General features: G+C 53.9%; 27 protein-coding genes. 7 read left to right on the forward strand and 20 right to left on the reverse strand.

Annotated elements, in window-relative coordinates:
• The first annotated feature begins 83 nt into the window (after positions 1 to 83).
• Entirely contained in the window at positions 84 to 1,259 is a 1,176-nt protein-coding gene (locus tag AAGD24_RS09355; RefSeq protein WP_379867228.1) for a DUF418 domain-containing protein, read from the forward strand.
• A gap of 15 nt (positions 1,260 to 1,274) precedes the next feature.
• Here AAGD24_RS09355 and AAGD24_RS09360 read toward each other — a convergent pair whose 3' ends face one another.
• The 9 genes from AAGD24_RS09360 to AAGD24_RS09400 form a co-directional block, all read right to left on the reverse strand.
• Positions 1,275 to 1,505: a DUF2798 domain-containing protein gene (locus AAGD24_RS09360; RefSeq protein WP_036208309.1), complete on the reverse strand. Its 231-nt coding sequence runs from the start codon at positions 1,503 to 1,505 to the stop codon at positions 1,275 to 1,277.
• A 3-nt stretch (positions 1,506 to 1,508) separates the two neighbouring features.
• On the reverse strand, positions 1,509 to 1,805 hold the full coding sequence (locus tag AAGD24_RS09365) for a hypothetical protein (protein WP_379867229.1): 297 nt from the start codon (positions 1,803 to 1,805) through the stop codon (positions 1,509 to 1,511).
• Entirely contained in the window at positions 1,802 to 2,254 is a 453-nt protein-coding gene (locus tag AAGD24_RS09370; RefSeq protein WP_127401068.1) for a GNAT family N-acetyltransferase, read from the reverse strand. Before AAGD24_RS09370 ends, AAGD24_RS09365 begins: the two co-directional genes overlap by 4 nt.
• Before the next feature lie 25 nt (positions 2,255 to 2,279).
• Positions 2,280 to 3,188, reverse strand: a complete 909-nt coding sequence (locus AAGD24_RS09375; RefSeq protein WP_379867231.1) for a hypothetical protein — start codon at positions 3,186 to 3,188, stop codon at positions 2,280 to 2,282.
• A 178-nt stretch (positions 3,189 to 3,366) separates the two neighbouring features.
• Positions 3,367 to 3,909: a DinB family protein gene (locus AAGD24_RS09380; RefSeq protein ID WP_379867233.1), complete on the reverse strand. Its 543-nt coding sequence runs from the start codon at positions 3,907 to 3,909 to the stop codon at positions 3,367 to 3,369.
• Positions 3,910 to 3,979: 70 nt separating this feature from the next.
• Positions 3,980 to 5,083, reverse strand: coding sequence for a DNA glycosylase AlkZ-like family protein (locus AAGD24_RS09385; protein ID WP_379867234.1), 1,104 nt, complete (start codon positions 5,081 to 5,083; stop codon positions 3,980 to 3,982).
• 14 nt (positions 5,084 to 5,097) lie between these two features.
• On the reverse strand, positions 5,098 to 5,838 hold the full coding sequence (locus AAGD24_RS09390) for a substrate-binding periplasmic protein (RefSeq protein WP_379867236.1): 741 nt from the start codon (positions 5,836 to 5,838) through the stop codon (positions 5,098 to 5,100).
• A gap of 80 nt (positions 5,839 to 5,918) precedes the next feature.
• Complete coding sequence (locus AAGD24_RS09395) at positions 5,919 to 6,272, reverse strand: TfoX/Sxy family protein (protein ID WP_379867237.1); 354 nt, start codon at positions 6,270 to 6,272, stop codon at positions 5,919 to 5,921.
• A 10-nt stretch (positions 6,273 to 6,282) separates the two neighbouring features.
• A complete protein-coding gene (locus AAGD24_RS09400) occupies positions 6,283 to 6,912 on the reverse strand; it encodes a LysE family translocator (RefSeq protein WP_379867239.1) in 630 nt (209 codons plus the stop codon).
• A 308-nt stretch (positions 6,913 to 7,220) separates the two neighbouring features.
• Between AAGD24_RS09400 and AAGD24_RS09405 the strand changes: the two genes are divergently transcribed.
• Positions 7,221 to 8,432: a type VI secretion system PAAR protein gene (locus tag AAGD24_RS09405; RefSeq protein WP_379867240.1), complete on the forward strand. Its 1,212-nt coding sequence runs from the start codon at positions 7,221 to 7,223 to the stop codon at positions 8,430 to 8,432.
• On the forward strand, positions 8,432 to 8,731 hold the full coding sequence (locus tag AAGD24_RS09410; protein WP_379867242.1) for a hypothetical protein: 300 nt from the start codon (positions 8,432 to 8,434) through the stop codon (positions 8,729 to 8,731). Before AAGD24_RS09405 ends, AAGD24_RS09410 begins: the two co-directional genes overlap by 1 nt.
• A gap of 281 nt (positions 8,732 to 9,012) precedes the next feature.
• Here AAGD24_RS09410 and AAGD24_RS09415 read toward each other — a convergent pair whose 3' ends face one another.
• A complete protein-coding gene (locus AAGD24_RS09415) occupies positions 9,013 to 10,065 on the reverse strand; it encodes an FRG domain-containing protein (protein WP_379867243.1) in 1,053 nt (350 codons plus the stop codon).
• Between the two features lie 150 nt (positions 10,066 to 10,215).
• Positions 10,216 to 10,893: an SAM-dependent methyltransferase gene (locus AAGD24_RS09420; RefSeq protein WP_379867245.1), complete on the reverse strand. Its 678-nt coding sequence runs from the start codon at positions 10,891 to 10,893 to the stop codon at positions 10,216 to 10,218.
• 270 nt (positions 10,894 to 11,163) lie between these two features.
• On the opposite strand from AAGD24_RS09420, the gene AAGD24_RS09425 reads away from it, so the two are divergent.
• Positions 11,164 to 12,051 carry an IS110 family transposase gene (locus AAGD24_RS09425; RefSeq protein ID WP_379867246.1) on the forward strand — a complete coding sequence of 296 codons (888 nt, stop codon included), beginning with the start codon at positions 11,164 to 11,166 and terminating at the stop codon, positions 12,049 to 12,051.
• Between the two features lie 28 nt (positions 12,052 to 12,079).
• Here the strand turns inward: AAGD24_RS09425 and AAGD24_RS09430 are convergent, their stop codons facing one another.
• From AAGD24_RS09430 to AAGD24_RS09455, 6 genes are all read right to left on the reverse strand, one after another.
• Entirely contained in the window at positions 12,080 to 12,757 is a 678-nt protein-coding gene (locus AAGD24_RS09430; RefSeq protein WP_379867248.1) for a hypothetical protein, read from the reverse strand.
• Between the two features lie 104 nt (positions 12,758 to 12,861).
• Positions 12,862 to 14,427: an ATP-dependent endonuclease gene (locus AAGD24_RS09435; protein WP_379867249.1), complete on the reverse strand. Its 1,566-nt coding sequence runs from the start codon at positions 14,425 to 14,427 to the stop codon at positions 12,862 to 12,864.
• Positions 14,428 to 14,803: 376 nt separating this feature from the next.
• Positions 14,804 to 15,436: a hypothetical protein gene (locus AAGD24_RS09440; RefSeq protein ID WP_379867251.1), complete on the reverse strand. Its 633-nt coding sequence runs from the start codon at positions 15,434 to 15,436 to the stop codon at positions 14,804 to 14,806.
• An 87-nt stretch (positions 15,437 to 15,523) separates the two neighbouring features.
• Positions 15,524 to 16,171 (reverse strand): hypothetical protein, encoded by a 648-nt coding sequence (locus AAGD24_RS09445; RefSeq protein WP_379867253.1) that lies wholly within the window; start codon positions 16,169 to 16,171, stop codon positions 15,524 to 15,526.
• 276 nt (positions 16,172 to 16,447) lie between these two features.
• Positions 16,448 to 17,137: an NrdJb gene (locus tag AAGD24_RS09450; protein WP_036208278.1), complete on the reverse strand. Its 690-nt coding sequence runs from the start codon at positions 17,135 to 17,137 to the stop codon at positions 16,448 to 16,450.
• 28 nt (positions 17,138 to 17,165) lie between these two features.
• Positions 17,166 to 19,304, reverse strand: a complete 2,139-nt coding sequence (locus tag AAGD24_RS09455) for an adenosylcobalamin-dependent ribonucleoside-diphosphate reductase (protein ID WP_379867255.1) — start codon at positions 19,302 to 19,304, stop codon at positions 17,166 to 17,168.
• Between the two features lie 586 nt (positions 19,305 to 19,890).
• On the opposite strand from AAGD24_RS09455, the gene AAGD24_RS09460 reads away from it, so the two are divergent.
• Positions 19,891 to 20,700, forward strand: a complete 810-nt coding sequence (locus AAGD24_RS09460; protein WP_379867256.1) for a DUF6160 family protein — start codon at positions 19,891 to 19,893, stop codon at positions 20,698 to 20,700.
• Positions 20,701 to 20,761: 61 nt separating this feature from the next.
• Here AAGD24_RS09460 and AAGD24_RS09465 read toward each other — a convergent pair whose 3' ends face one another.
• The 3 genes from AAGD24_RS09465 to AAGD24_RS09475 all read right to left on the reverse strand — a co-directional run bounded on the left by AAGD24_RS09465 (position 20,762) and on the right by AAGD24_RS09475 (position 23,516).
• Positions 20,762 to 21,556, reverse strand: a complete 795-nt coding sequence (locus tag AAGD24_RS09465) for an ABC transporter ATP-binding protein (RefSeq protein ID WP_007152408.1) — start codon at positions 21,554 to 21,556, stop codon at positions 20,762 to 20,764.
• A 9-nt stretch (positions 21,557 to 21,565) separates the two neighbouring features.
• Positions 21,566 to 22,468 carry an ABC transporter permease gene (locus AAGD24_RS09470; protein WP_007152407.1) on the reverse strand — a complete coding sequence of 301 codons (903 nt, stop codon included), beginning with the start codon at positions 22,466 to 22,468 and terminating at the stop codon, positions 21,566 to 21,568.
• A 61-nt stretch (positions 22,469 to 22,529) separates the two neighbouring features.
• Entirely contained in the window at positions 22,530 to 23,516 is a 987-nt protein-coding gene (locus tag AAGD24_RS09475) for an ABC transporter substrate-binding protein (RefSeq protein WP_379867258.1), read from the reverse strand.
• Between the two features lie 300 nt (positions 23,517 to 23,816).
• Here AAGD24_RS09475 and AAGD24_RS09480 point away from each other — a divergent pair, with 300 nt between their 5' ends.
• Both AAGD24_RS09480 and AAGD24_RS09485 read left to right on the forward strand, forming a co-directional pair.
• Positions 23,817 to 25,484 carry an AMP-binding protein gene (locus tag AAGD24_RS09480; protein WP_041333167.1) on the forward strand — a complete coding sequence of 556 codons (1,668 nt, stop codon included), beginning with the start codon at positions 23,817 to 23,819 and terminating at the stop codon, positions 25,482 to 25,484.
• 72 nt (positions 25,485 to 25,556) lie between these two features.
• Positions 25,557 to 26,042, forward strand: a complete 486-nt coding sequence (locus tag AAGD24_RS09485) for a thioesterase domain-containing protein (protein ID WP_041333170.1) — start codon at positions 25,557 to 25,559, stop codon at positions 26,040 to 26,042.

Below are 26,042 nucleotides of genomic sequence, written 5' to 3' on the forward strand. Positions count from 1 at the left end.
CTTCATCTATTACCGCTAAACCTGATATGCGAAGGTTGCGTTTATAGGGAAAGAACCCAACTGCGGCGCAGGGAGTATCCGAAATGGCGAGCAAAGGCGAACGTATTGACGGTCTGGATGCCCTTCGGGGCTTTGCCATCTTCGGTATCCTGCTGATTAATATTCAGGTGTTCTCGGGCTGGGGGTTCGTCTCCGCTGACACAAGGCAAGCGTTAACCTGGTCGGAATGGGACGAACCCATTGCCACCTGGCTGGACATCCTGGTGCGGGCCAAGTTCTACAGCCTGTTCTCCCTGCTGTTTGGTTACAGCTTCATGATGCTGGCCCAGCGGGTACAGCAAAGCCCCGTCCGCTATCACTTGCGGCGAATGCTGGGGCTGCTGGTTATTGGCACCGCCCATTCTCTGTTCCTATCCCCGTGGGACATCCTCATGCTGTACGGGGTAATGGGGCTTTTCCTGGGGGCCTTCCTGAACGTTCGCGCTCCAACGCTGGCTGCCTGCGGCGTTGCCCTGCTGATAGTCACGGCTGTAGCACTCTGGTTCGAGCCCCAGTTGGGGTTGGCGGATCTCGGAAGCGGCCTTTCACTGCGCCTGCTGCAGGACAATGTGCCGGCCCTGAGTGGGGGGAGTTACCTGGAGGTGGTCGAAGCCAATGCCTACCTCAGCGTCAGCGTGTTTCTGGATCGGATTGAACACCTGCGCCCCCTACGGGTGATGGCGATGTTTCTATTTGGCGCCGCTGCTGCCCGCCTGCACCTGGCGGAGCGCAATTCGGGCCATGTCCGGCTATTGATTGTGGTGGCACTGGTTGGCCTGGCGGTCGGCACCGCCCTGGCCATGGCCGAGGTCAAACTGGGTGAAGAGAGCCTGGCCCACAGGGTTGTAAGTTTGCTGGGCGGTGTAGGCGCTCCACCGTTGCTTGCCATGGGCTATGGTGCCGTTCTGCTGCTTTGGTGGCGGGGCAGGGGACGCTTGACCGGGGCGGTTCGCTCGGCCCTTGCGCCAACCGGTCGTATGGCACTCACCAACTACATTCTGCAGTCCGCCGTCTGCATCTGCGTCTTCTATGGCATGTGGGGCGACCGCTTCGCCTCACTCTCGCTCGCCGCGCTGATGCTGTATTCAACGGTATTTTTCATCGCCCAGATGATCTTCAGCGCTGTCTGGCTCCGGCTGTTCACACAAGGGCCCCTGGAATGGCTCTGGCGCTGGCAGATGAAGCGCAATCGGCCGAGGTTGCTCCGGGCAGAGGCATAGAAACAGAAATAGAAATCAAGCCTCGTCCTTCAACGCCAGGCTGACCAGCTTGTGAACCACGGGCGACACCAGCATGATGGTGGGAAAGGCGACGACAAACGCAAAAAGCCAGGCATTCAGCCAGATTGAAACGATATTGCTGGTCCACCCCACGTTAAAAACGCTGATCACCAGCGACATGATGCAGGACATCAACAGTGACATGAAAAACGAAAATACGATTCTGTGATATTTGCGGTCAATCATTCTTTATCTCTTCAATACATTGGTAGAGCCCGGCAAGGGTTCCCCAGGGCAGTTCAGACTCTTTATCGTTTTTTCCTTCAGCCAGATCGTCTCACCCTGATATGGATGTTTTCTCCAGTCTTCTGTCACCTCAATACAAAAACCGGGCAAATCAGGCAGGCGCTTGATAAAGGTTTTTGGATAACCTTCGGGCTTTTCACCAATGATGGCAGAATCCGAGTTCTTCAGATCGACGGCTGGTTGTTGCGATGCACAACCAATAAGGCCTATGACCAAAAGTATGGTGAAAATGCACTTCATAGCGTGGACCCATCCAGATCTTTCACATAAACATGAGTCGTCTTTGTATGCTCGAAACCGATAGACGGGTAAAACCCATGGGACTCCGAACGACTCACATTGGATCGTACCACAACCCGTGAGAGCCCTTTGGCGCGGGACCAGTCTTCAACAGCCTGAACGAGCAAGCGCCCAACACCCGCCCGTCGAACATTGGCGCTCACAACCAGCCCAGTGATCTCAGAGGTAAACAGCTCACGGATAGAAATACGCCTCTCGGCGACCGCCCACCCAACCACTGCGGCATCTGAAATAGCTACCCATATCTGATGGCTCGGGGATTCCAGTAATGCCATGAGCCATTCCCGAGCCTGGGATTCGTTGACGGAGTAACCCCATTCCAGGATCAGGCCGCGTATCTCTGATAGGTGCTCAGTTCTTCCTTCTGTGATCGAGACTTCCACATTCATTCAGTATGCCTACGGAGTGATGAATCTAATCCATTTCGGGATTCGCGCATTCCAAGGTCGCTTCGACCTGCAGGTCGGGCCAAGGATCGGAAATGTCGGTGGCTCCGCAGCGCGGAGGTACAAGAGAAGCAGGGTCACTGGGAGACAGGCTCGCAGACCATTCTCCTTGCGGGTGGCCATTAAAGGCGTCAGTGCGTTGCCCCGGTTCCAGCGTGACCGGGCCGACTGCCGGGTTGTTCGTACGTAGCTGGATGGTGTGGCCCGTTGTGTTACGCACATTGACAACCCGCACGTTGTCGCTGGCATATCGACGCTCTCTCCAGCCAAATTCCTCATCAAGATCGAGCGGTAGCCATCCCGGATTTGCACCGGTGCACACAAACGGAAACTCATAGACTTGGGTGGATGGCGGGGTGAGTTGCACCATTTCTGTGGTTCCCGCCATGGTGTAGTTTTCGCCTTCAAAACTGACCTGGCCGTTGAAAATAGTGGTGGCGGTGGGCATAACGGTCCGCGAGCCGGCTAATTCCTCGTTCTCGTTGTTCACCGGTGGGGTAAGCGTGAGCGTATCTGCGGTAACGGTCAGTTCGAACGGCGGGTAGCATCCATTATGGTTCGGGCAGGACTGCGCAATGCCGGTCGGAAACGAGGAAGGACAGCAAAACCCATCAATGCAACTGCCATCCGTAGGGCATTCAGCCGTGCTGCTGCAGCTAGCGTCGGACGTGTAATCCTCGCCCAGAACAACGCAATGAGATCTATCACGAGGGATATTGCCGACATCCCAGCTGACGGTTACTTCATCGCCCGGGCAGAACAGCTTGGGCTCAACTTTTAGATGGGCGGGATCTCCGGGTAAGCCGCCAGTTTTCACAGCACAGGCGCTTAGGAGAAGCAGGGCAGGCAGACAAATCTTGAGTAGTTGGGCAGACATTGTTTTCTTCCTTAATCATTACCAATCGTGATTATTCCCAGTACGAATGGTGCTGCACTTCTTGCTCCTATATTGGGGCGCAGCTAACCCTTCACCACTTTGAGTGTAGACGTGATTTTCTATCCTGAGGCCAGCGTGGCTATTTGCCAGTCCGGAGTCACCTCAATACCGGCTTTGGTTATCCCTGCGTTTCATCTGGAATCAGTGCTAACAGGTCGGTAACGCCAACATCCACACCCATCTGCGACAGCAACGTTGAAACTTGCCCGCGGTGGTGGGTTTGATGGTTGAAGAAATGAAGAACCAGGATTGAATACCGCTTACTGGCAGGAATACCTTTCATGTTGTGGTAGGTGAGAACAAAATCCAGGTCCTCTTCTGAAAGCAGGGATGTCCATTCGATTATCTGGCGATCCAGCCAGATCCGGTGTTCCTTCAAGCCGTCCAGATCGTCAAAGACAATCTGATCCAGGCTCTTAGGGTTTTCAAGATCAACGACAGCCTGAAATGAGTCCAGGCAGGATGGGTGGGTCACGAAACGTTTGAACCATAGGGTGTCAGCCACAACGATGTGATTGAGCGTTCCCAGAATGGAGCCGAAGAAGGCCCCACGGTCCTTGGCTAACTCCGAGGCGGAGAGGCGACCGGCCGCTTCGTAGACCTTTGCGTTCATCCACTGATTGTAAGCGGCCAATAATTGGAAATGTTCTTTCAGACCCATCGGGGCTTCTCCCTGGTGGAGGGTGTCACTTCAAGTACACTGCTCTCAGTTTAAGCACGCACACAGAGCCTCACAGCGAAAGAAAGCGCTCGAGGCGTACCCGCTCGTCCTGCAACGCTGGATTGAACGCGGTGTTGTCTGGGGCATGTCCGCGCACGTACCCTGGCTCTAGCTCCAGTTGCCCATTACGTACGGCGGCATTAGCCCAGCCTATGACATGACCGCGCCACAGCATAGGTAGTGCATAGTAACCACGCACCCGTTTTGGTGCCGGAGTGTAGGCCTCGAAACGGTAGGCCCAGCCCCAGAAACGCTCGAAACGATCACGGTCCCAAACTATCGGGTCGAAGGGCGCCAGCAGGCGCAGGTCGTCATCCAGCACATTGTCACCCGCAAAGCGTCGGCTGCCAGGATTCTCGCCGATGGGCCAAAACCAGCGACAGCCATCAACTGTCGCCTGGGGCAGGCGAGCCTTTGCACGCGCGAGAGCTTCACGACGACGCTCGCGCCACTGCGGGACTGCTGAAGAACTCACGCTCGTTACCAGGCGGCTGAGCGTAGCCGCAGGCAGCGGGGCATACTTTGCGACTGCGACGTCGACCAATGCGTCCAGTGTGGTATCCGGGTTCACCGCGTCGTGCTCATCAGCGAGCGGCGGCGCATACAGGCGTACCCCGGCTTCGCGCTTTGCCACACGCAGCAGCCCGCGATAATGCATGCCGTCCAAGAGCTGCGTACTGGCACGGCTATTACCGCCGAACCAATTCTTGGTGGTGCCATGCTCGAAGGCTGAGTCCACCTCGCGCGGGTGAACGACACCACGGCTTTGCACAAATTCCTGCACCGCCTGCGCCTGTTCCCAGCGTGAGCGTGGCCACTCGGTGCGCGCCGTGCGCGGGTGCATAAGGCGCTGCGTGGTGCGGGGCAGAACCCCGTAGTTGATAAAGAAATCTTCCTCGACCGCCAGGCGTGGGTAGCGAGCCTCCAGGTCACCCGCCTGGTAGTCGATAACACGATGGCGGAGCGTCAAATCCTGCGCACGTGCCGGCGCTCGTATTGGGTCGAGCTGGACAAAACCCAGTTTATTAATCGCACGTGACAAAGTGGTCGGCTTGAAGAGACTGCGCGAGATGGCGTAGCGGCGCAAATGATCCATGGTGAGGGGAGCGGTCATAGTAATCAGTTGCCTTACTTGTCCGGCTGAATCGAGATATGTCGGTCCGGCGGCGGCAGTTTGGGTAGCATGGCTTCCGCATCAACCGTGCGGGTAGCGAAAAAAGCTTCCGCCGCTTCAATCAGAGCCGCCTCGGTTTTGAGGATACCAAGATAGACCGGCCATTCGGCGTCGATCAGTTCCGTGCTGTAAAAATTCGGATCGACTTCCACCAACTTTGCCAGAAACCGGAACTCCATCTCGTTCATGACGGCGTAATCGCAGCGTTTGTTCAGAAACATGCCCAGCATCTGTTGGGCATTGTAAGAGTCATGGCGGGCCAGGTTGGTACCAATCCGCCGCTCAAGTTGATCACTGTAGACAAACCATTTTCGCAGACAGATGCTGCCATCAAGATCATCGAAGGAAGCCGGTTGTCGGCCAGGTTGTGCGAACAGACGATCACGCCAGGTTAACACCGGTCCGACGGCGTGCATCCGGCTTGGTAGCGGCATCCACAACGGGTTGGCAAAAACCGCGTTGGCTTGTCCTTTTTCCAGGGCCCAGGCCTGGCGCTTGCGCGGCATCGGGCGAAAACCGGCTGTAATACCGGCCTCCAGGCTGAACTCATTGATCACCTCGACCAGAATGCCCTTGTTAAGGTTGTCACCGTAATAAAACGGCAGAAAACCCTCGTCCGACCCCATAATTTCGAGCGTTTGGGAAGAAACTGGAAGGCACCAGAATGCCAGGATGATCAGCAAGCCTACTCTCATGAAAACTCCTCTTATGCTCCGATCAAAGGCTAGGAGCGCCTACTGTACCGGGGTAAGTCCATGGTCGATTACGTAGGTTGTCATTTCTTGTTTGCCTTGGTTCTTGCTGCTGGTTTCCTGGCCCGGAGCGCCGCATTGAATGCCAGCTCTGCCCATTCTTTTGCCTCTTCAGAATCCTCGAAAATGCTCTCCGGTGCCATGTAGTAAGACATCTTAATCTTAGCGCCATTTTTCTCGTATTCGAACGGCTCCAAATCCAGCTCTGTAAACCGCCCCATCGATTCCCCATCGACCTTCAAATACAGAACATCATCCGCAACAAGGCCAAACATCACGCCATCGTGGTACACACCATAGCCGCCGAACATACGCCGAACGGAAACTGGGCCGAACTGGCAAAATACATCGTTGAGGTTTTCGACGAATTCGCTCATTCGTTCGCTTCTATATCGCCGGACGTTTGGCAAACAATGCCCAAACACCTGCTGTTGAAAGTAACGCACCACCTGCAAAGTTAAATCTACGCTGTGCTTTGGGCGAGACAAGTAGCCGACGTGCCGACGATGCGAAAACTGTGTAAAGCGTGGCATTGATGGTCGCCAAGGCAACAAAAGTGACTGCAAGCAACCACATTTGGAACACCCCGTTTCCACACGGCGTGATGAATTGCGGTAAAAAAGCCATGAAGAAAACGATGCCCTTTGGGTTGAGCGCCGTTACTAAATACGTGTTGGTGAACAACTTCAAATGGGATGAGTCAGGCGCCGGCTCCGCCATTTCAGTGGGAGAGAAGCCTGCCCGAAACAACTTGATACCCAGGTAAAGCAGGTATAAACCACCCGCTATTTTTACAACTGTGAACCAAAACGCAGATACCGCAAGCAACGCCCCCAAGCCCACAAGTGACGCAAACAATGCCGTAGAGTCACCGAGCGCGACCGCAGCCACCAGAGGAATATTGGCACGGCGACCATGAGCAACGGAATAACTGATAACGGCCAGAATCGTAGGGCCGGGAATAACCAGTAGAACTGCCGACGCAATAACAAATGCGAACCAGGATTCAATTGCCACGAGATGTCCTTCATGTGCTGGAAGCGAATAACCGCTATGTCCGTGTGAGGATTTTGCCGAATGCTTAGGCTGTCATTTGCGGGCCTATCAGGTTTTCCCATCATTTCAGATGCTTTTGGGGCAGATATGATCAAGATAGCGGGCAACGCGTAACATGTAAAAACGTATCTCACCGTGTTCCTGCATGTGCCAAAGGGAAAACACAGCCTTCAAGGCTCGAAAATCCCGCTAAATTCCTTTAATGTTTCCACCAAGTGCAGGAAGCAGCCATGTGATGGACAAGTGGAAAGTTAGCCAAGGAGAGTGGCATGGGCGGTAAGAAGGTCGTATTGCTGGGTGATCAGGGAACCGATCATCAGGGGTTTCCACCAACCCCAGTTATTGCTGGTTCCCCCAACGTGCTTATAGATGGGAAGCCCGTGGCCAGAGTGGGGGACCCACTTGCTCCGCACTCCAAGCCAAAACACCCGCCACACCCAAGGGCTATTGCCTCTGGGTCCGCAACCGTGTTGATAAACGGAATTCCTGCCGCAGTAACTGGCGGAGCCATTACATGTGGTGGAGTTACGATTGGCAGTAGCAGCGTTGTTATTGCCGACACCCATACCCCTGCGCCTTTTTCTGGCATCTCTCCGCCCCCTATGAATCGTCAGGCCGAAGGAACGGTGGTCTCCTCAAAGAGTATGGAACATGGCCGTCACGATGCTACCAGCAACGTGGGAGAGCAGCAGGATGCGACTTCTCAGGCTGCATCAATGGCGAGCGCCAGCGGTCAGAGCGAAACTGCTCAGCTTAACCCAGCAGGAGATTCTGATGGTGACGGCAATGCTTCTGCCGGTAATGAGGAACTTGATGCTGAAGTAACAACCAATGATAGTGTTCAGACTTATGGCCCGCTGAAAGGCGAGTGTTGCACTCAACCAGGTGAGCACCTTTCTGGTACATACTTCTTCCCCGGAGCGGGCATGGACGGAGCGTATATCCGGCCAATGGTCAAGGCCATGAGGGACGCAGGGATCACCAGTGCGATGTACGTGGACAAGGACAAATGGTCGGGCGGAACTGCAATGGATGCGGCTATTGGTTCAGTCTTGGGTCGGGATTATGACCCACGCTTTCCCATGCTATTGCGTGTTTCCGTGAACGAGGCATCCAGCCAGTTTAATTTGATTGGCTACTCCTACGGCTCTGTGGTGGCAGCGCAGCTTGCCGCTAAATACGCGAGGCAAGGCACCGTTGTTGATCATCTTGTTCTGATTGGCAGCCCGATTGGCCAGTCTTTCCTGAGAATGCTGAGAGATATTGCGGCCATTCGGAAAGTGGTTGTTATCGATCTCGATGAATACGGAGACCCAATTTACGCCGGAATGAGCGTGATTGAGCTTTTCATGGAATTACCGTTGTTGGCGAGCCAGATGCCGGAATCAGAAGGGCACTTCTATTACGCTGAACCCTCTGAAGTTGGAAATGAACGACGGCGAATGCTTGCCGAGGAGCTATACCGGGTGGGAGTGCGGTAATGACGGCATCAATATTACGCAAAGCTCTATATCCGGCAGCGTTGCTGTTAATTGCAGCCGTGCAAGCGTGGATCTTCTATATTTTTAGTCGATTCATTATGGCTGGAGAGGGGGTTGGAGTATACGCGGTAATTTTGTATCTAGTGGTTCTGGTTGTTAGTGCATTGTTATGGGCTGCCTCATATTACTACCAGCGGGGCAGGGCAAAGGCGTTGGTATTCTGGGGCGCTGCTTTAGCGATGATGCCGGTAATATTGATTCAGCCGGTGTGGTGGTCTGCGCCGGTGATCGGTAATTAGACGGACTTGGCACTGGACAACTGAGTTGAAAATCGCAGAGTGCCAGTGACCGCTTAACCGATGAATGTCTGGTGTCCCTGACCCACCGATGGAACGACCGATCAGGCCGTGGCCTAAAGTCACGTAAGAGAGCCCCTATATGTGTTTTCTGTAAGTACCTGACAGCCCCGCGAGACTGACGAAGCAGGTGTTCTCGCTCATGGGTTTGGGTAGGCCGCTGGCGCGGCCAAAAAATAACTATTGCCTATTGATTCCAAGAAGGCTCATGTATGTTATACGTGTTAGCGGTCAAAGTTTCGCTCTCGGAGCTCTTCACAGACTCCGTCAATACTTGGAAACATTGAGCCAGCCGTAATCCCCATAAAACGCAAGTCTGCCATTACAGCACTTCTCTCCCGCGCCGGTATGTCAACCGCCTGGAGGAACCTGATCCCGCTTTCTTCCTCCCTATCAAGAAGATAGGCTTCTATATCATATAAATTCGTTGCGGTCGTAGCTGCCTGTTGAGGCACCAGTCTTGGGTTGTCGATAGCAATAAAATCTGACACCGATAAGTGGGGGAAAGCTGGATCGAGATTATCTACTTGCCTGTAACGAGACTGCCATTTGCGATTGTCAAAAAGATAAATCCGAACCGACTCGTCACCAGAATAATCGATGGGGCGATCACGGAATGCAAAAAATGCCGCCACGTATGGAGAGTATGACCAATCTAAAAGAGGGGTTGGGTACCCATGGTGTTGTAACAGATTAAAGAAAGCACCATTTTGTTCTGGAATAGTGAGGTCAAAAAAATGGGAGGTAATGGCACTGAGACGTTGATGCAGCTGCTTCACGTCCCTCGAGATGAACTCACTGATTCGATAACGTTCTCGACGATGGAACGAAGTACATAATCTCCAAGGCTTTTGCTGTCCACGGAACAGATACCCAGCTTCAGAAATATCGGAAACGTGGCTTTTAAACTCTGCCCAAGACATCGATTGTCCCTTTATCTTGGAGCCTGCTTTCTGGTCGGGCCGCTTCAATTCTCCAGAAAACGTCACTCCAGTATCTGTTTCGCCAACTACTGTTAAAGAATTTCCCTCTTGGCTAATCAGTGTTTTTGCCTTCTCTGAATGAGTAACGTCATCTTGATAGAGATCTTGGATTTTATCCCAAGACGTTTGAAACCCTGTTCTCGGATCAATCGGCGCAGTAAATGCTGTCACCGTTTGTTCTGATTTTTTGTCTTCTGTACCAAAGTAAGCAACGGTTCCGGGCAAACCATTTTCATCAGGATGCAGGTACGCGACGCCCTCAAAATGATCGCCGACCTCATCGATATTGATCATTATTCTTCCAGTAGTGTTCCCGGAATAATTTCCTAACCACTGCCCTCTCATCGAACTCCCTCTATTTTCGTATAACGCCAGCCAGCACATGCGCGGCTACGGAATGGAGGCGAAGCCGCAATGTGGTAGACGTCGCCGTGCCTGGCATGGTTATACAGACTTTGCCACCAACATTTCGGTAGCACCTTTTTGAAACCGGTAGCTAACAGGCTGCAACGAGACATCGATACCATTTGCGGATAATGCCGTCATGACCTGATCCAAATGCTTCGATACCTCTCCATCCAGCGATACAATAGGAAAGACGCGAACCTCAGACGCAACTCTGCATAGCTCTCGCATTGATTCCAAGTGAGCCGCCCCATTTACATGGTCACTGTAGAGAAAAAGATAGTGGGAGCAGAGTGCTAAATTGAATTCAGAATCAGAAAACGGCAGCGAAGGCAACGATGCTGATACATACCGCCCTTGCCGCAAACCCGCATCAAAGTCAGACAGGAACCTCGACATGGCCTTCATCCTGACTTCGCCAAGCTGCTCGACGCTACTCAGTGATTCCCAGATATAGTTATCTGCGCCCTGCCGCATTTTAGCCATTATTTCCGGGTACACGTCGTTAATCCGGTGGCGTATTTCGTCAGCCTGGAACTGGTATACCGGATCACAAGATGTGACCTGGCACCCACGGTCTGTTGACTCTACATTGAAGCTCGCCGGGCCATCACCACAACCCAGGATTCGCTTGCTCAGGTCACCCTCGGATAATCCGAACATCGCTTGATATTCTTCAAAAGACCGGCCCCATGGGACTACGCTGGTTAACTCCAAGCCTGACTCTCCTTAGTCTGTATAACGCTTCAATCAGCCGACGCGTCCGCGTTCGGCTGAATTGACTTGTATGGATAATTTCTGCCGTGTTTGGGTAAATTGAGGCCCACCCCCAGTGGCCGCTGGGGGCCTTCACGCAGCAGCTCGATGATGGCAGGCTCCTCATTCGAGAGACCGGTAACAAGTGCGTAGCGCTGCATGACTCTCAAGCGATAACTCGAACAGTCATCGGGGCCTCGAACCCGTATAGCAAGGCAGAGTCAGCTTATTATGAACAGCAGCCAAATCCAAACCTCCGTTAATATCGGTGTCGACGTCGGTAAAGCCAACCTTGATATCGCTCTCCATCCTTCCGGACAGTTTTATTCAATTCCCAACAGCGAAGCTCACATTCGCCGGTTCATAAAAATCCTCAAGAATTATGACATTGAACGCATTGTAGTGGAGGCCACAGGGAGACATGAGCACGCCTTGGTTCAGGCCAGCAATCAGGCCGGCTTGCCCATCATTGTCGTCAACCCAATCAGTGTCAGGCGCTACGCCCAAGCCATCGGCGTGCTCGCCAAAACCGACCGGATTGATGCCCAGGTGATTGCCAAATATGCCGCCACACTCAAGCCGGAATTCAGACCCATCCCGGACAAAACATCACAAAAGATCAGAGACTTATTAGCCAGGCGGGCTCAACTTATGGAGATGTCCACCATGGAGAAAAACCGTCTCCAGATCATGCCGAAATCCCTGCACCGGTCCATTAAGAGCCTGCTCAGAATGCTCCAGAGTCAGATCGAAACCATCACCCGACAGATCGAGCAGGAAGTGGCCAACGTGGACCACTGGCGTACCAAAATGGAGATCATGACCAGCATGCCCGGTGTTGGGAAGGTGCTCGCCTACACCCTCCTCAGTGAGCTCCCGGAACTAGGATCATTGAACCGAAAAGAGATCGCCGCACTGGCCGGTGTCGCACCCATAAACCGGGACAGCGGCAAGCTGAAATCCATCCAATGCAATCCCGTATTCAAGCGCTTTTATGAGCGCCTGAAAGCCCAGGGGAAGATCCCGAAAGTAGCCCTCATCGCCTGCATGAGAAAGATGATTGTGGTGCTCAATACCATGGTCAAAAACCAGGAATCATGGCGGGGCGAAATGGTTTAATTTATGGAATTGACACCACAGTCACTTGTTAGCCCTTATATTTTTCACAGTAATTTCGGGCATCCGGACACTTTATAATAACTGGCTTTATCTCTTCTTCTTTACTGGGAGACCAGACAGCCCGAAATTCCGTCTGGTATTCATAAGCTCTCGGCTTGATGAACGCTGGGGGCACCTCAGCCTCGCTGTCGTACGGCCTCACTCGATCCGAGTACATTACTGCATTTCCTGTCATCCCTTTTACAAAGGAGGCAATCGACTTTGTTATCTCATAGAAGAACATATCAATGTCTTTGATATGCAGGCAGGAATCATATCCCATTCTAGCCATATCACTTTCTGAGAACTTTAATGAAGAGCAAAATGTATACAGGTCTGGACTGTTTTCATATAACTCCAAACGAGAGTTAGGCATCATTCTAATTGTCAGATTTGTCCCGTCCGGAAATTCATCCCAACCTTTGAATACTTTTCGGGCAAAAACAGCTCTTTCATCGTTTGACAGCAAATCAAATTCTTCGGTATCCACAGCCGTTAAGGCTTGTGTATTCTTACCTTCGCCTGCGTCTCCAACAGCATTACCGTGCATTTCCTCGTCTCTAAATTCGTAAAGAGTACCGAGCCTGATCGTTCCGTCTCTCAGAAACATCTCGAGGTGCCCGCTTTTCATATATTTGTAAAGCGACCTTTTCTCTACTTTCTGCATGCTCTAAAACCCGAGGACTTATTTGCTAAAACGCCGCAAGCAAGCGCGGCTTTGTAGTGGAGGCGGAAGCCGCAACGGAAAAGCCGTCGCATTGACTTGCATTGTTATGCATCCAAGCCCAGAGCCTGAGTTACCTGTCCAACAACATCGTCACTGGGGCAGAGGGTCATTGGAAAACCTACCACGTCCAGAACTTTGCTTTTGAGGCTGATAATCAGAACGCCGCTCTTAACTTCATAGTCGAATATGTTTGAGCGCTCCCCCAGTAGCGATTTCGCCAGTATCTGAATGTCCTGCGTCCGACCGCCACTCCGTAATTTACCTAGAGAAGGCGCAGCTACGGCAAGTAGAATGTCTCGCAATGCTTCTGCTTCACATATAGTCTCGACGTTAGCTGCGTAATTAATACAACGCATCACGTCTGCGTACAACGCATAAATCTTATCAGCACTAAGCTGTTCTATGTACTCCATCTCGTCGGCGGCAGCCCTTGGCTTTTCTATCGACGTGAATCTATCAGCAGCTTGGTAGTACGCTTCTATAGAGCCACGCCTAAGAATGAAGCACCCGGCTTCCTCAAGTAGCTCCAGCAAGGCAATTAGCCTCTGCTTTATAGCTACCCAATCGGGACTACTTGCAACTAGAGCCGAGGCAGCATCCCCCTCGTCAAACAATGCGCAAAAAGCTGCTCTGCGCTTAGCTTGGTCTTCACTGGTTTCCGCTCTGTTTAGCCAATATGGGTGTTGCTCCGCAACTGCCGATATTTCGCCCCAGCTCTCTGACGCAAGTCTGCAGAAGTCATTATAAATTGAGCTTGCCATCTGTGTAGCTGATCCGGCACCGCCGCTACGCGCTGAGCAATCGGCTGCAGAATTATTGCTTAGAAATGTATTTATCAAATCTAAGCCGTCGGCAATTCCATCCGCATCGGCCAATACCACGGGGTCTTTCCCCAGAAGTCGCAACAACTTCGACACCACGGGCATTTGTCCTTTTCCGATGACTGGAAGCAATTGGGAACCCGCGGCTTCAAGATGAAGGTCTGTTTTACTCGAAAGCGCCGTGCAGATCATTACGTCGGATGGCCCTTCGACTAGCAGTGGGCGCTTCGAGAACAACGAGAGCTTGTGCTCTTGGCCGAGCCGAGCAAGCAGGCTCTGAACCTTACGATTTTGGAGTTCTCCAGCTTCGGGAGCAATTTGCACTGGTTCATCGTTCAGGTCGTAGCAGAAGACCAATGATAGTAAGTCGCCAGCTTTTTCGAGCCGAACCATTTCTGTAGAGTGTGTCGCTATAACAATTATTTTTTTTGCTTGCTCAGGATCACCTGCGGCAGCCATCATTTCCTTTAGCAAGAAAGCCTGCAATTGAGGATGCAAGGAGACTTCAGGCTCGTCTATCAAAAGCGCACCGACTTCATCGTCGTATAGGGCAGCCAGGATTCCAACGAGATGCAAAAGCCCCGACGCTTCCCGCCCAGAGGTATATGGCTTTGAATCAACATTTAGTCTTGCGAAAGTTATCTTTAAACTGCCTGCATCCCACTCTATGATAATGTCACGGTTGAAAAGTTTTCGTAATCTCTCCTGAACCTTGATAAGAATGTCGGAGCGCTCAGAAAGTGTTTGGAAGTCACCATCAAGGGTTTCCGTTTGATGCCGATGCTTCACATCACTTTTACTTCCGTGCTCAGCCTGCTCATACCGCAGCGAAGATCCTCGCTGTCCATCGTAATCAGATCTGTATTGCTCAAGTAGGCCCATCCGTCCCGCAGAGAGAAAGCGAACCTTCTTTCCGGCTACGTGCTGAGCTAGATTTCGCTTCAATCCGCGTAGTAGGTGTGTTTTTCCGGACCCATTGGGGCCGAGTATGACCGTAAGCCCTCTGTGTAAAGTCAAGGACCGCTCAAATGTTCCATTGTAGCTTGCGACCTCTGACGTAACATTTATTGGAAATGGCACCTACTACTCCTTTTCTACATAACGTTTGGAGCTCACGAGCGCGAGCCGCGCAGCGGTGGGGAAACTGTCCGACAACAGAGACTGGTTATACGATGTCATGCTGAAGCTTTGGCTTCAGAAAAACCTCAATTTCTCCAATTGCCGATTGAATATCGCTCTTATATTCGTCCGGCTCCTCCCCAAGATCGTCATAGAGAACATTACGCCTTTTCTCATCAATCTTCATTATCGCTTCCTTCCGCGATTCGGGTGTCTTTGGATTCTCTAAATCGAGGCAATGCCTAACTTGTGTGAGGAGCTCGTGCTCAAGTGAGAAAATCTTACTGAATAGGTCTTTGAGCTCTTTACCCCAAATCGCTTCGGCCTCAAGAAGGTTCGGGTACAACTCAGTCCTCTGTTCTTGAACTCGTTCCCACCTCGCTTTGTAAGCTTCAAATCTTCCGTAAAACTGGATCTCTTGTTCATTCATTTTTTCCTCTTGCGCTGCTGGAGGGTAAGGCATCTCAGCGGCCCACATTCCAGGATTACGCACTTCATCTATTGCATCACGATATCTAAGAAGTGTGACTAGGAGCGCTTTCGAAAGTTCGTATTCCGATTGTCCTCGAATCTGTTTCTTCCATGTACTGAGGCCCTTGACCGCTACAATTGCGCCAGTAATCGCGGCGCCGACAAGAACCACATCTTTAATGATTGTGACACTTTCCATTAACGCCAAAACTTTACCCCTTTGGTATAACGCCTCAATAATAGGCCGACCAAAGGGAGGTCTAGCCGTGAGGCGACATTTATTGACTTTTTATATTTATGATAAGAAAGCCCTCAACACCTTGTAGAACATTTCCAAGGAGGGGATGGCTAACACCAAGAAGCCTAGGATATACAGGAAAAAAATTGGCCCTCTAACTAAAGGAGAAGACCAATTTTCATATTGCCATTGCATAAGCATAAGGTCAGTTGCTGCAGCCTCTTTCTCTTTTCCTCTTAGCTCAATATTGATGTTGTTTGCTTTTTTGTATCTCTCAATTACATCGTCAAGGTCAATTGAGCTTGCCAACTCTTCCTGGTCCAAAAAAGCAGAAACTAGACGGAATCGCTTTTCCGTCATTAAGCCAACCTCTTCTCGGATAAATTCTCGATCGGATCCATGCTCTTTTATGAGATTAGGGCAGAAAACCTGATAAAGAAGAGAGCCAATACCTAAGAATGTAAAGCCAAAGTAAAAATAAAATAACCTTGTCTTTGTGTCTTCTGACACTGAAGGACTTTCTTCTAAATTTTTCTTCTCATGAGCAAGATCACCAAAAACATCTTTCGAGAGCTCAAAAATATGGATAATTTGCTCGTTGAATAGGATCATGTATCCCAATATTGGAATAAAAATCGTTAAGCTGAGTAACTTTGACTGGCCTATTTTTCTAATGCCTTCCCATGCAGGAATACGAAATCGCACGTTACTCCCCTAATAAATATAACTGCGCACTTAACAGAACGCTTCATTATTCCAAAACGTGACTTCTGCATTATTGCGTGCTGTTATTACGCAAAAATACAGAACACATGTCTAAAAGTAGCTTAGACTTCAAGATGTTGCGAGCCGGCAGCCTAGCTCTGTCGTAATATCGCCACGTAATAACGAAGCAGCCAGGCGATTACATCCGAGCAAAACAAAAAAGGCCCGAAGCTTTAACACTCCAGGCCTTCTCATCACACATCGCCGTCAATCACCTCAACCGCACTTACTATCGCCACAAGACAGGCAAGTCGCACACCCATCCATCACGATCACCGCCTTGGTACTGCACTTGCCGCACATGGTGGCGTTGGGTGGGTAGTCGCCGGCTTTGTCGTCGTTCGTGGCCGTGGTGTGGCTGGCTTCGAATTCGGCGCGTTTTTCGGCGAGGATGCGCTTGGTGACTTCGCTCATTTCCTCACTCTCAATCAGGCCAATGGCCTTGAGGTGCTTCTCGATCACGGCGCCAATTTCAGCGACGAGAGAGGGCATGAACACGCCGCCTTTCTTGAAGTAGCCGCCGTTGGGGTCGTACACGCTGCGCAGTTCTTCCACCAGGAAGGTGACGTCGCCGCCTTTGCGGAACACGGCGGAGACAACGCGGGTGAGGGCGATTACCCACTGGAAGTGTTCCATCGACTTGGAGTTGATGAACACTTCATACGGCTGCCGGCTTTCGTGGTCGGTGCCTTCGTTGAGCAGGATGTCATTAATGGTGATGTACATCGCGTGCTCGGCCACCGGCGGCTTGATCTTGTAGGTGGTGCCCAGCAGGAAGTCCGGCCGTTCGATGTATTCGTTCATCTCAACCGGTTTGTTTTCCGGCTGCGCGGCTGGCTGTGCTGCTTCGGGGTCGGCTTTCTTTACGCGGTAGCCGACGATTTTGTTGCTGATTTTAACGGTCATGTTCGTTGTCCTGTGTCGGTTCCCGGGATCAGTATTTGCCGTAGGTGCCTTCTTTAAGCGCATCAAACAGGTTGGCGGCGTTATGGAGCTCGCCGTCGTACTCCACCTGTTCGTTGCCCTTGAGGGTGACCTTGCTGCCGTCGTCCAGGGTGAATTCGTACAGTGTGTTTTCCAGGTCTTTCTCCTGAACCAGCACGCCCTGGAAGGCTTCCGGGTTAAAGCGGAAGGTGGTGCAACCCTTCAGGCCTTTGTCGTAGGCGTACATGTAGATGTCTTTGAAGTCCGGATACGCGAAGTCCTGGGGCACGTTGGCGGTCTTGGAGATGGACGAGTCCACCCACAGTTGGGCCGCGGCCTGGATGTCCACGTGCTGCGCCGGCGTCACGTCTTCAGACGTGGTGAAGTAGTGGGGCAGGCGCTTGTCTTCTTCTTCGGAGAAGGGCATGGCACCGGGGTTAACCAGGTGGCGATAGGCCAGCAGCTCGAAGGAGAATACGTCGACTTTTTCCTTGGTCTTGCGCCCTTCGCGAATGATGTTACGCGCGTAGTGGTGCGAGAAGCTGGGCTCGATGCCGTTACTGGCGTTGTTGGCCAGTGACAGGCTGATGGTGCCGGTGGGCGCGATGGAGGTGTGGTGCGTGAAGCGGCCACCTTTCTCGGCCAGCTGCTCGATCAGCTCCGGCTCCACGCCGGCGATCTGCTGCATGTACTTGCTGTACTTGGCGTGCAGTACCTTGCCCTTGAGCTTGTCGCCCAGCTTGTAGCCGTCCTGGGACAGCTGCGGGCACTTGGTCAGCATCTTGGGGGTAACTTCAAACTCGTCATTCATGATCGGCGCCGGGCCTTTTTCGTCGGCCAGGGCCAGGGACTGGCGCCAGCCTTCCACGGCCATTTCACGTACGACTTCTTCGGTAAACTGCACGGATTCGGACGAGCCGTAAGGCATACGCAGCATGGCGAGGGTGGAGCCCAGGCCGAGGATGCCCATGCCGTGGCGGCGCTTGTAGGTGATTTCGTGGCGCTGCTCTTCCAGCGGCAGACCGTTGATTTCCACTACGTTGTCCAGCATGCGGGTGAAGATGCCAACGACTTTACGGTACTTCTCATAGTTGAAGCTGGCCTTGTCGGTGAACGGGTAGTCCACGAACATGGTCAGGTTCACAGAACCCAGCAGACAGCTGCCGTACGGGGGCAGGGGCTGTTCGCCACAGGGATTGGTGGCGCGGATGTCTTCGCAGAACCAGTTGTTGTTCATCTGGTTGACCTTGTCGATCAGGATGAACCCTGGCTCGGCGTAGTCGTAGGTGCTGGTCATGATGGTGTCCCAGATAAACTGGGCTTTCAGGGTGCGGTAGATGCGGCACGCAACCTTGCCTTCGTCATTGACCACGTAACCTTTCTGGATCGGGAAGTCGCGGTACACGAACTGGGTGGTGTCGGACAGGTCCAGGCCTTCGTCTTCCACTTCTTTCTCGGTGACGGGGAACGACAGGTGCCAGTCGTCGCCGTTGCGCACGGCTTCAATGAAGTCTTCGGTGATCAGCAGCGACAGGTTGAACTGGCGCAGGCGGCCGTCTTCACGCTTGGCCTGGATGAAGTCGATGACGTCCGGGTGGTGTACGTCGAAGGTGGCCATCTGCGCGCCACGGCGGCCACCGGCAGAAGACACGGTGAAGCACATGCGGTCGAAGATATCCATGAACGACAGCGGGCCGGAGGTGGTGGCACCCGCACCGGCAACGTAGGCACCGCGGGGGCGCAGGGTGGAGAATTCATAACCAATACCACAACCGGCTTTGAGGGTGAGGCCGGCTTCGTGGTTTTTCTCCAGGATGTCGTTCATGGAGTCCTGAACGGAGCCGGACACGGTGCAGTTGATGGTGGACGTGGCTGGTTTGTGGGCTTCCGCACCGGCGTTGGAGGTAATGCGGCCAGCGGGGATGGCACCGTGGCGCAGGGCCCAGACGAATTCTTTCTTGTGCTTGGCACGGTTGGCTTTGTTTTCCACTTCGGCAAGGGCAGTGGCAACACGCTCGTACGTTGCTTCGATGTCCTTGTCGACGGGGTCGCCGGTCTTGGTTTTGAGTTGGTACTTGCTGTTCCAGATGTCCAGCGAAGCTTCCTGCATTGGAATTGTTGTTATCACTGCCTGTGCTTTAGCGTTCATTGCCACCCTCGGATGTCCGGTATGTCTTTTGATGGCCGTTGCAAACCGCAGCCGGCCATACCCCATGTGTCGTTAAGATGTCTCAGCCTGGAAGGCCGTTATGCTTCAGATCCGGTGAAACACTAGATCTGGTGTTTTTCTAACCTGCTGTCCGCTCTGGAAAGGGCGTAACAGCGGGTTTTCAGGAAAGATGGTCACCCGCGTGGTTTACTGGCGCGCCGTTTGTGGTGAGCGGGCCGAGCAAACCCTATATATGGGTGAATATGAGACGAGTATAACAGGATATAGTGGTCTGTGAATAAGAAGACAACTATAGACTGCGGCTCATAGCGAAAGAAAATCAATGGATGAATGCTTGAATATCCTGAAATGCCCGCAGAAACGCCGCGTTGAGGCATTTTACTTGAAACCACTAGATGTTGTGGTCAAAAACTGCGCAGCGAAAAATCTGAAAAAAGGTTCATAAAGTCAGTTAAATGTGACCGATGCACGTACCCGTTTTGTACCTGTCGCTAAAGTAGTGATGTGGAGTCGTAAGAGGTAGTGGCCCACAGGAAGTGAAAACTACTATAAAAGGAACATAATAATGAAAGGCCTGAAACGAACACTGCTTGCGCTGGGCGTCGCAGGGTTGCCTGCTGCCACAATGGCAGACATTGTGATGCTGGAGGACAGCGCAATGGGAAACATTACCGGCCAGGCCGGTGTGTCCATTGAGCTGGAAACCAAGATCAATATGGACCGCTTTATCTATACCGATGAAGGGTCGCTGACGATCAGCGATATCAGCATCGGCGGTGCGGAACGGACAGACTTCTTTGGTTTCAATGGCCTGGGTGGGCCGGATTCCAATGATCTGCTGGACAACATCCGTATCGATATTGATGTGCTCGCCGACGGCGATGCGGCCATCAATATCCGCCCGCAATTCTTCAATGCTATTGATTTCCGTGTGACCTCCGGTGCGTGGGAATTGTGGGGGCAGGGCGGCCAGAACACGGCGCTGATGGACAACCTGTTCATTGAAGGTGTGTTGGGGCGTGGCTCTATTCACATTGATACAGACACCGACGTCATGCGGCTACGTTCGGCGTTCGCCATTGAAGTGATGGATTTCGATGTGCCGTTTGCGGCCGTGGGCATTCGTGGTCTTTCATTGACCGGTGCGGACTACGACCAGACCTTCCCGAGCGTGTTAGACCTGTTCGCGGAAGTGGACCTGTACATCTACAACGGCCAGCGTGCAGACGGTGGTTCCTCCCTGGCGATCGATATGCCCAGCTTTGCGGCGGACATCGGAATGCAGGAGGTGATTGTGGGGCAGGCCTCGATCGGCCAGATCTTTATTGATGACCTGGCGATCACCAATACCCAGATGCGGGTGTACGGTCACTAGTGACCAAACTGTCTACGGGGCATGCAAGGTGCCCCGTAGACGAGTTTGCCGGCAAGCGTGATTAGCCCAACAACAAACTGTCGTCGTCCACTTCCAGCCCGCGCTGCTTCTCGAACAGTTCCAGCAGGTCTTTCACTTCCAGTCCTTCCCGGTCCTGGCCGGCGATGTCGAACACCACCTGGCCCTGATGCAGCATCACTGTGCGGTCGCCCACTTCCAGCGCCTGTTTCATGCTGTGGGTGACCATCAGCGCGGTGAGCTTCTGTTCTTCAATGATCTGTGTGGTCAGGTCCAGCACGAAGGAGGCGGTTTTCGGGTCCAGCGCGGCGGTGTGTTCGTCCAGCAACAGGATGGCGGAGGGTGTCAGGCTGGCCATCAACAGGCTTACGGCTTGGCGCTGGCCGCCGGAAAGCAGGCCCATCTTGTCGCCCAGACGATTTTCCAGGCCCAGGTTGAGGGAGGCCAGGCTGGATTTGAACTGGTCCATGTAGCGGGCTTTTACGGCTGCGCTCAGCCCACGGCGCTGGCCACGTTTGATGGCCAGGGCCAGGTTTTCCTCGATGGTCAGGCCTTCACAGGTGCCCGCCAGCGGGTCCTGGAATACGCGGGCTACCCGGCCGGCGCGTTTGTGGGTGGGCAGTTTTGTGACGTCCTGGTTGTCGACGATGATGTTGCCACTGTCCACCATGACCTCACCGGCGAGGGCGTTGAGGAAGGTGGATTTGCCGGCGCCGTTGCTGCCAATCACGGTGACGAATTCGCCCTGGTTGACGGTCAGGCTCATGCCTCGCAGGGCCGGGTTTTCCAGCGGCGTGCCCTTGCCGAAGGTGAGGGTCAGGTCGGTTGCTGTAATCATGCTTCCTCCTCAGGCCTTTTTGCGGGTAAACCGCGCGGCAACGGACGTGCGAACACCGGGCAGCACAATGGCCAGGGTGACCAGCACGGCGGTGATCAGGTTCAGGTCCTGGGCCTGTAGCCCCAGGAAGTCAGCGTTCAACGCCAGGGCAATGGCCAGGCGGTAGACGATGGCGCCGATCACACAGGCAATCAGGGCTCGGAGAACCGTAGACGGCGTAAGCACGGCTTCACCACCGATCAGTGAGGCCAGGCCGATCACGATCACGCCTACACCCATGGTCACGTCTGCAGCGCCCTGGCTCTGGGCGAACAGGGCACCGGCGAGGCCTACCAAGCCATTAGAGACGGCAACCCCCAGAACAATCATGGCACCGGTGGCGATACCTTGTGCACGGGCCATTCGCGGGTTGGCGCCGGTGGCGCGCATGGCCAGCCCGGTTTCGGATTTCATGAAACGCCACAGCAGCAACAGGCTTACCATCACCACGATGATAAACAACAGTACCGGCACCTGATGGTAGGCAAGGCCAAGGTCGTACCAGGGTGTGAGCACGGTTTCCTCGGTGAGCAGGGCAATGTTGGGCCGGCCCATGATGCGCAGGTTCACGGAGTACAGCGCGATCATCGTGAGGATGGACGCCAACAAGTTGAGAATGTTGAGTTTGACGTTCAGCAGAGCGGTTACCGCACCGGCACCCATGCCGGCGATAACGGCGGCGCCGGTGGCCAGCCAGGGGTTAACGCCTTCAATGATGAGGACGGCTGCCACGGCGGCGCCCAGGGGAAAGCTGCCGTCCACGGTCAGGTCCGGGAAGTCCAGTACGCGAAACGAAAGGTAGATACCGAAGGCGACCAGCCCGTAGATCAGGCCGGTTTCGATGGCGCCATAAAAGGCAATGTTACTAAGCATGGGATAGGGTCACCGTAAATGAAAACGGGCAGCCCTTGTGAGGCCGCCCGCTAACAGTGGGTTACTTGTCGCTGTTTACGACTTTTTTCGCGTCGCTGATCAGGTCGTCGGACAGGGTAATGCCCATGCGCTCTGCGGCAGCGGGGTTCACGAACAGTTCCAGGGTGTCCACGGATTCCACATCCATGTCACCGGGGTTGGCACCTTCCAGGATGCGGGCCACCATGGCGCCGGTCTGGCGGCCGTGGTCGTAGTAGTCGAAGCCAAGGGCAGCAACGGCGCCACGGCCGACGGTGGCGGTGTCAGCGGCGAAGACTGGAATGCTGGCACGCTCGCCCACGGAGATGACGGCTTCCACGGCGCTGATCACGGTGTTATCGGTGGTCAGGTAGATGGCGTCTGCTTTGCCCACCAGGGAGCGGGCAGCACCGAGCACTTCCGAGGTCTTGGTGGCGGCGGCTTTAACCAGTTCCATGTCACGGGCCTGCAGTCGCTCTTCAAGCAGCTCCACCAGAGCCACTGCGTTGGCTTCGCCGGGGTTGTAGACGGTGCCGATGCGTTTGGCGTCTGGCACCACCCGCTCGAGCAGATCAAGATGGCGTTCGATGGGCAGCATGTCGGTCACGCCGGTGATGTTGGCTCCCGGAGCCTTCAGGCTTTTCACCAGCTTGGCGCCGACTGGGTCGGTTACCGCTGAGAAGACGACTGGAGTCTGGCGAGCGGCGGCGGCCATGGTCTGGGCCGAGGGCGTGGCGATGGCGACGATCACGTCCGGGCCTTCACCCACGAATTTGCGGGCAATCTGTGACGCGATGGCGGCGTTGCCCTGGGCGCTTTCGTGCATGATACGTACCTGTGCGCCGTCGTTATATCCCTGTGCTTCCAGTTCGTCCCTGATGCCCTGGTAGACAGCATCCAGTGCCGGATGCTCCACAATCTGGGTGATGGCGACTACTCGCTGTTCGTCGCTCTGTGCCATGGCGGGTGCAATGGCCGCCATTGCCAGTAGGGCGGTGCCGATCAGCGTACGCAGAATCTTGTTAGCCATAAACCGGTCTCCGGGTCTGTTCAGACTGTTTGGGCGCGCCGGGAGATCGAACGCGCGTTTTATAATGGGGCGGGAGTTTATCACAGGCTATTGGATTGATGGGTAAGGGAAGGTACCTTTTACAGGGATTTGCGCGGCAGTATGCCGGCCAAAAGTACATGTGAAGTGGAATAGTTTTAGTTCCGTCACGTTTTGACGGTGACGGCTGTGGTGAAATAGGCTACTAAAGTCTAATGCAGTGCAGCCCTTACATAATAAAAACACCGATAACTCAAAAATAACACAACGCAAGGAAGGTCCATGGACACTACTGACAAACTCCCCCTGGATATGGTTTATCACTGGGAACACGCCAAGGCGGATTCCCTGTACATGACTCAGCCCATTGGCGACGGCAAGGTTGTCGAATACACCTGGAAGCGTGCGGTGGATGAAGCCCGCCGGATGGCCTCGTACCTGAAATCCCTGAACCTGCCGGAAAAGAGCCGGGTCGGGATCATATCCAAGAACTGCGCGCAGTGGATCATGTCGGACTGGGCCATCTGGATGGCCGGACACATCTCCGTGCCGCTGTACCCGACCCTGAATGCGGATACGGTGAACTACATCCTTAACCACAGCGAATGCGACGTTCTGTTTGTCGGTAAGCTGGACGACTGGGACCAGATGAAGTCCGGCGTGCCGGAGTCCGTGCGTTGTATTTCCTACCCACTGAGCCCGCCCAACAATTTTGAAACCTGGGACGACCTTGTGGGCAAGTACCCGCCACTGGAAGAGAACACCCAGCGGGATGCGGATGAACTGGCCACCATTGTGTACACCTCTGGCAGCACCGGTCGGCCGAAGGGCGTTATGCTGAGTTTCCGTAATATGGCATTTGCGGCCGCCGGTGGCACCCAGGTGCTGGGCGTTGGCGCGGAAGAGCGCATGCTGTCCTACCTGCCGCTGGCGCACGTTTTCGAGCGCACGTTTGTGGAGCTGGGCTCGCTGTACTCCGGTTTCCAGCTGTTCTTTGCCGAGTCGCTGGATACCTTTGTCCAGGATCTGCAGCGGGCACAGCCGACGCTGTTCCTGTCAGTGCCCCGCCTGTGGGTGAAATTCCAGCACGGCGTTCTGCAGAAGCTGCCCAAGGAGAAGCTGGAAAAGCTGCTGAAGGTTCCGCTGCTGAACAAGGTGATCAAGAAGAAGGTGCTCAAAGGGCTGGGCCTGAACAAGGTCAAACTGGCTGGCAGTGGCTCCGCACCTCTTTCCAACGATGTGCTGGACTGGTACCGCAACCTGGGGCTGGAACTGCTGGAAGGCTACGGCATGTCCGAGAACTTTGCCTATTCCCACATGAACAAGCCTGGCCGTTCCCGCACCGGCTACGTGGGTGAAGCACTGCCCGGCGTGGAAATGAAGATCAGCGACGAGGGCGAAGTGCTGGTGAAAAGCCCGGCCACCATGATGGGGTACTACAAGGACGAAGAGAAAACCCGCGAAACCTTCTCAGAGGACGGTTTCCTGAAAACCGGCGACAAAGGCGAAATCGACGAGATGGGACGCCTGAAGTTGACCGGCCGCATCAAGGAAATCTTCAAGACCAGCAAGGGTAAGTACATCGCCCCAGCACCGATCGAGAACCGCCTGATGTCTCACGAGGCCATCGAAATGGTGTGTGTTTCCGGGGCCAACCAGACGCAACCCCACGCGCTGGTGATGCTGGGCGAGGAGATTCGTCCGAAGATGGCTGATGAAGCATTCCGCAAGGACATCGAGGCCAGCTTCAAGCAGTTGATTACGGACGTCAACAAGACCGTGGACCCTCACGAGCAACTGGCGTTCATTACCGTGGTCAGCGATGAATGGTCCATCGAGAACAGTTTCCTGACCCCGACACTGAAGCTGAAGCGTAATGTGGTGGAGGATGCGTATCAGGAAAATGTGGACTCCTGGTACGCAAAACGTGAGCCGGTCATCTGGCAGTAGAGAAAACCGACGTAAGTCGCATAGGGAAAGCGCTGAAACGGGCATAAACTGAAGACATATTCAGGAGGGAATATGACTCAGTTAGCCCGGTTTCAGAAACGCATTTATGACATGATTCCGCTCTCGGAAGCATTGGGTGTGGAGCTGGTTTCCTATGACGGCCATGCGTTGTTGGTCAGTGCTCCGCTGGCCCCCAACCACAACCACCAGGGGACTGGCTTCGGGGGGAGTGTCTACTCGGTTGCAGTGATTTCCGCCTGGGGGTTGGTTGAGCTGGTATTGACCGACCTGGGATTGGCCGGAAAGGTGGTCATCCAGGTAGGTGAGATTGAGCACATTGAACCGGTAGACACGAACTTCTTCGCCCTGTGCCGCCTCCCCGGCGGTGAAGTCCCTGACCGATTCCGAAAAAGCCTGGCCCGCCATGGCAAGGGCCGGCTTTCCCTGATTGCTGAAGTGTACTGCGGCGAACCCACCACGGAACCCGTCAGAGAACCCGTTGCGGTTTTCCAGGGCCGTTTTGTGGTTCAGGGCGCGCATTCCCGTTCGGTGATCTAG

It is taken from the genome of Marinobacter sp. M5B, assembly GCF_042604615.1.
GTDB classification, from domain to species: Bacteria; Pseudomonadota; Gammaproteobacteria; order Pseudomonadales; family Oleiphilaceae; genus Marinobacter; species Marinobacter salarius.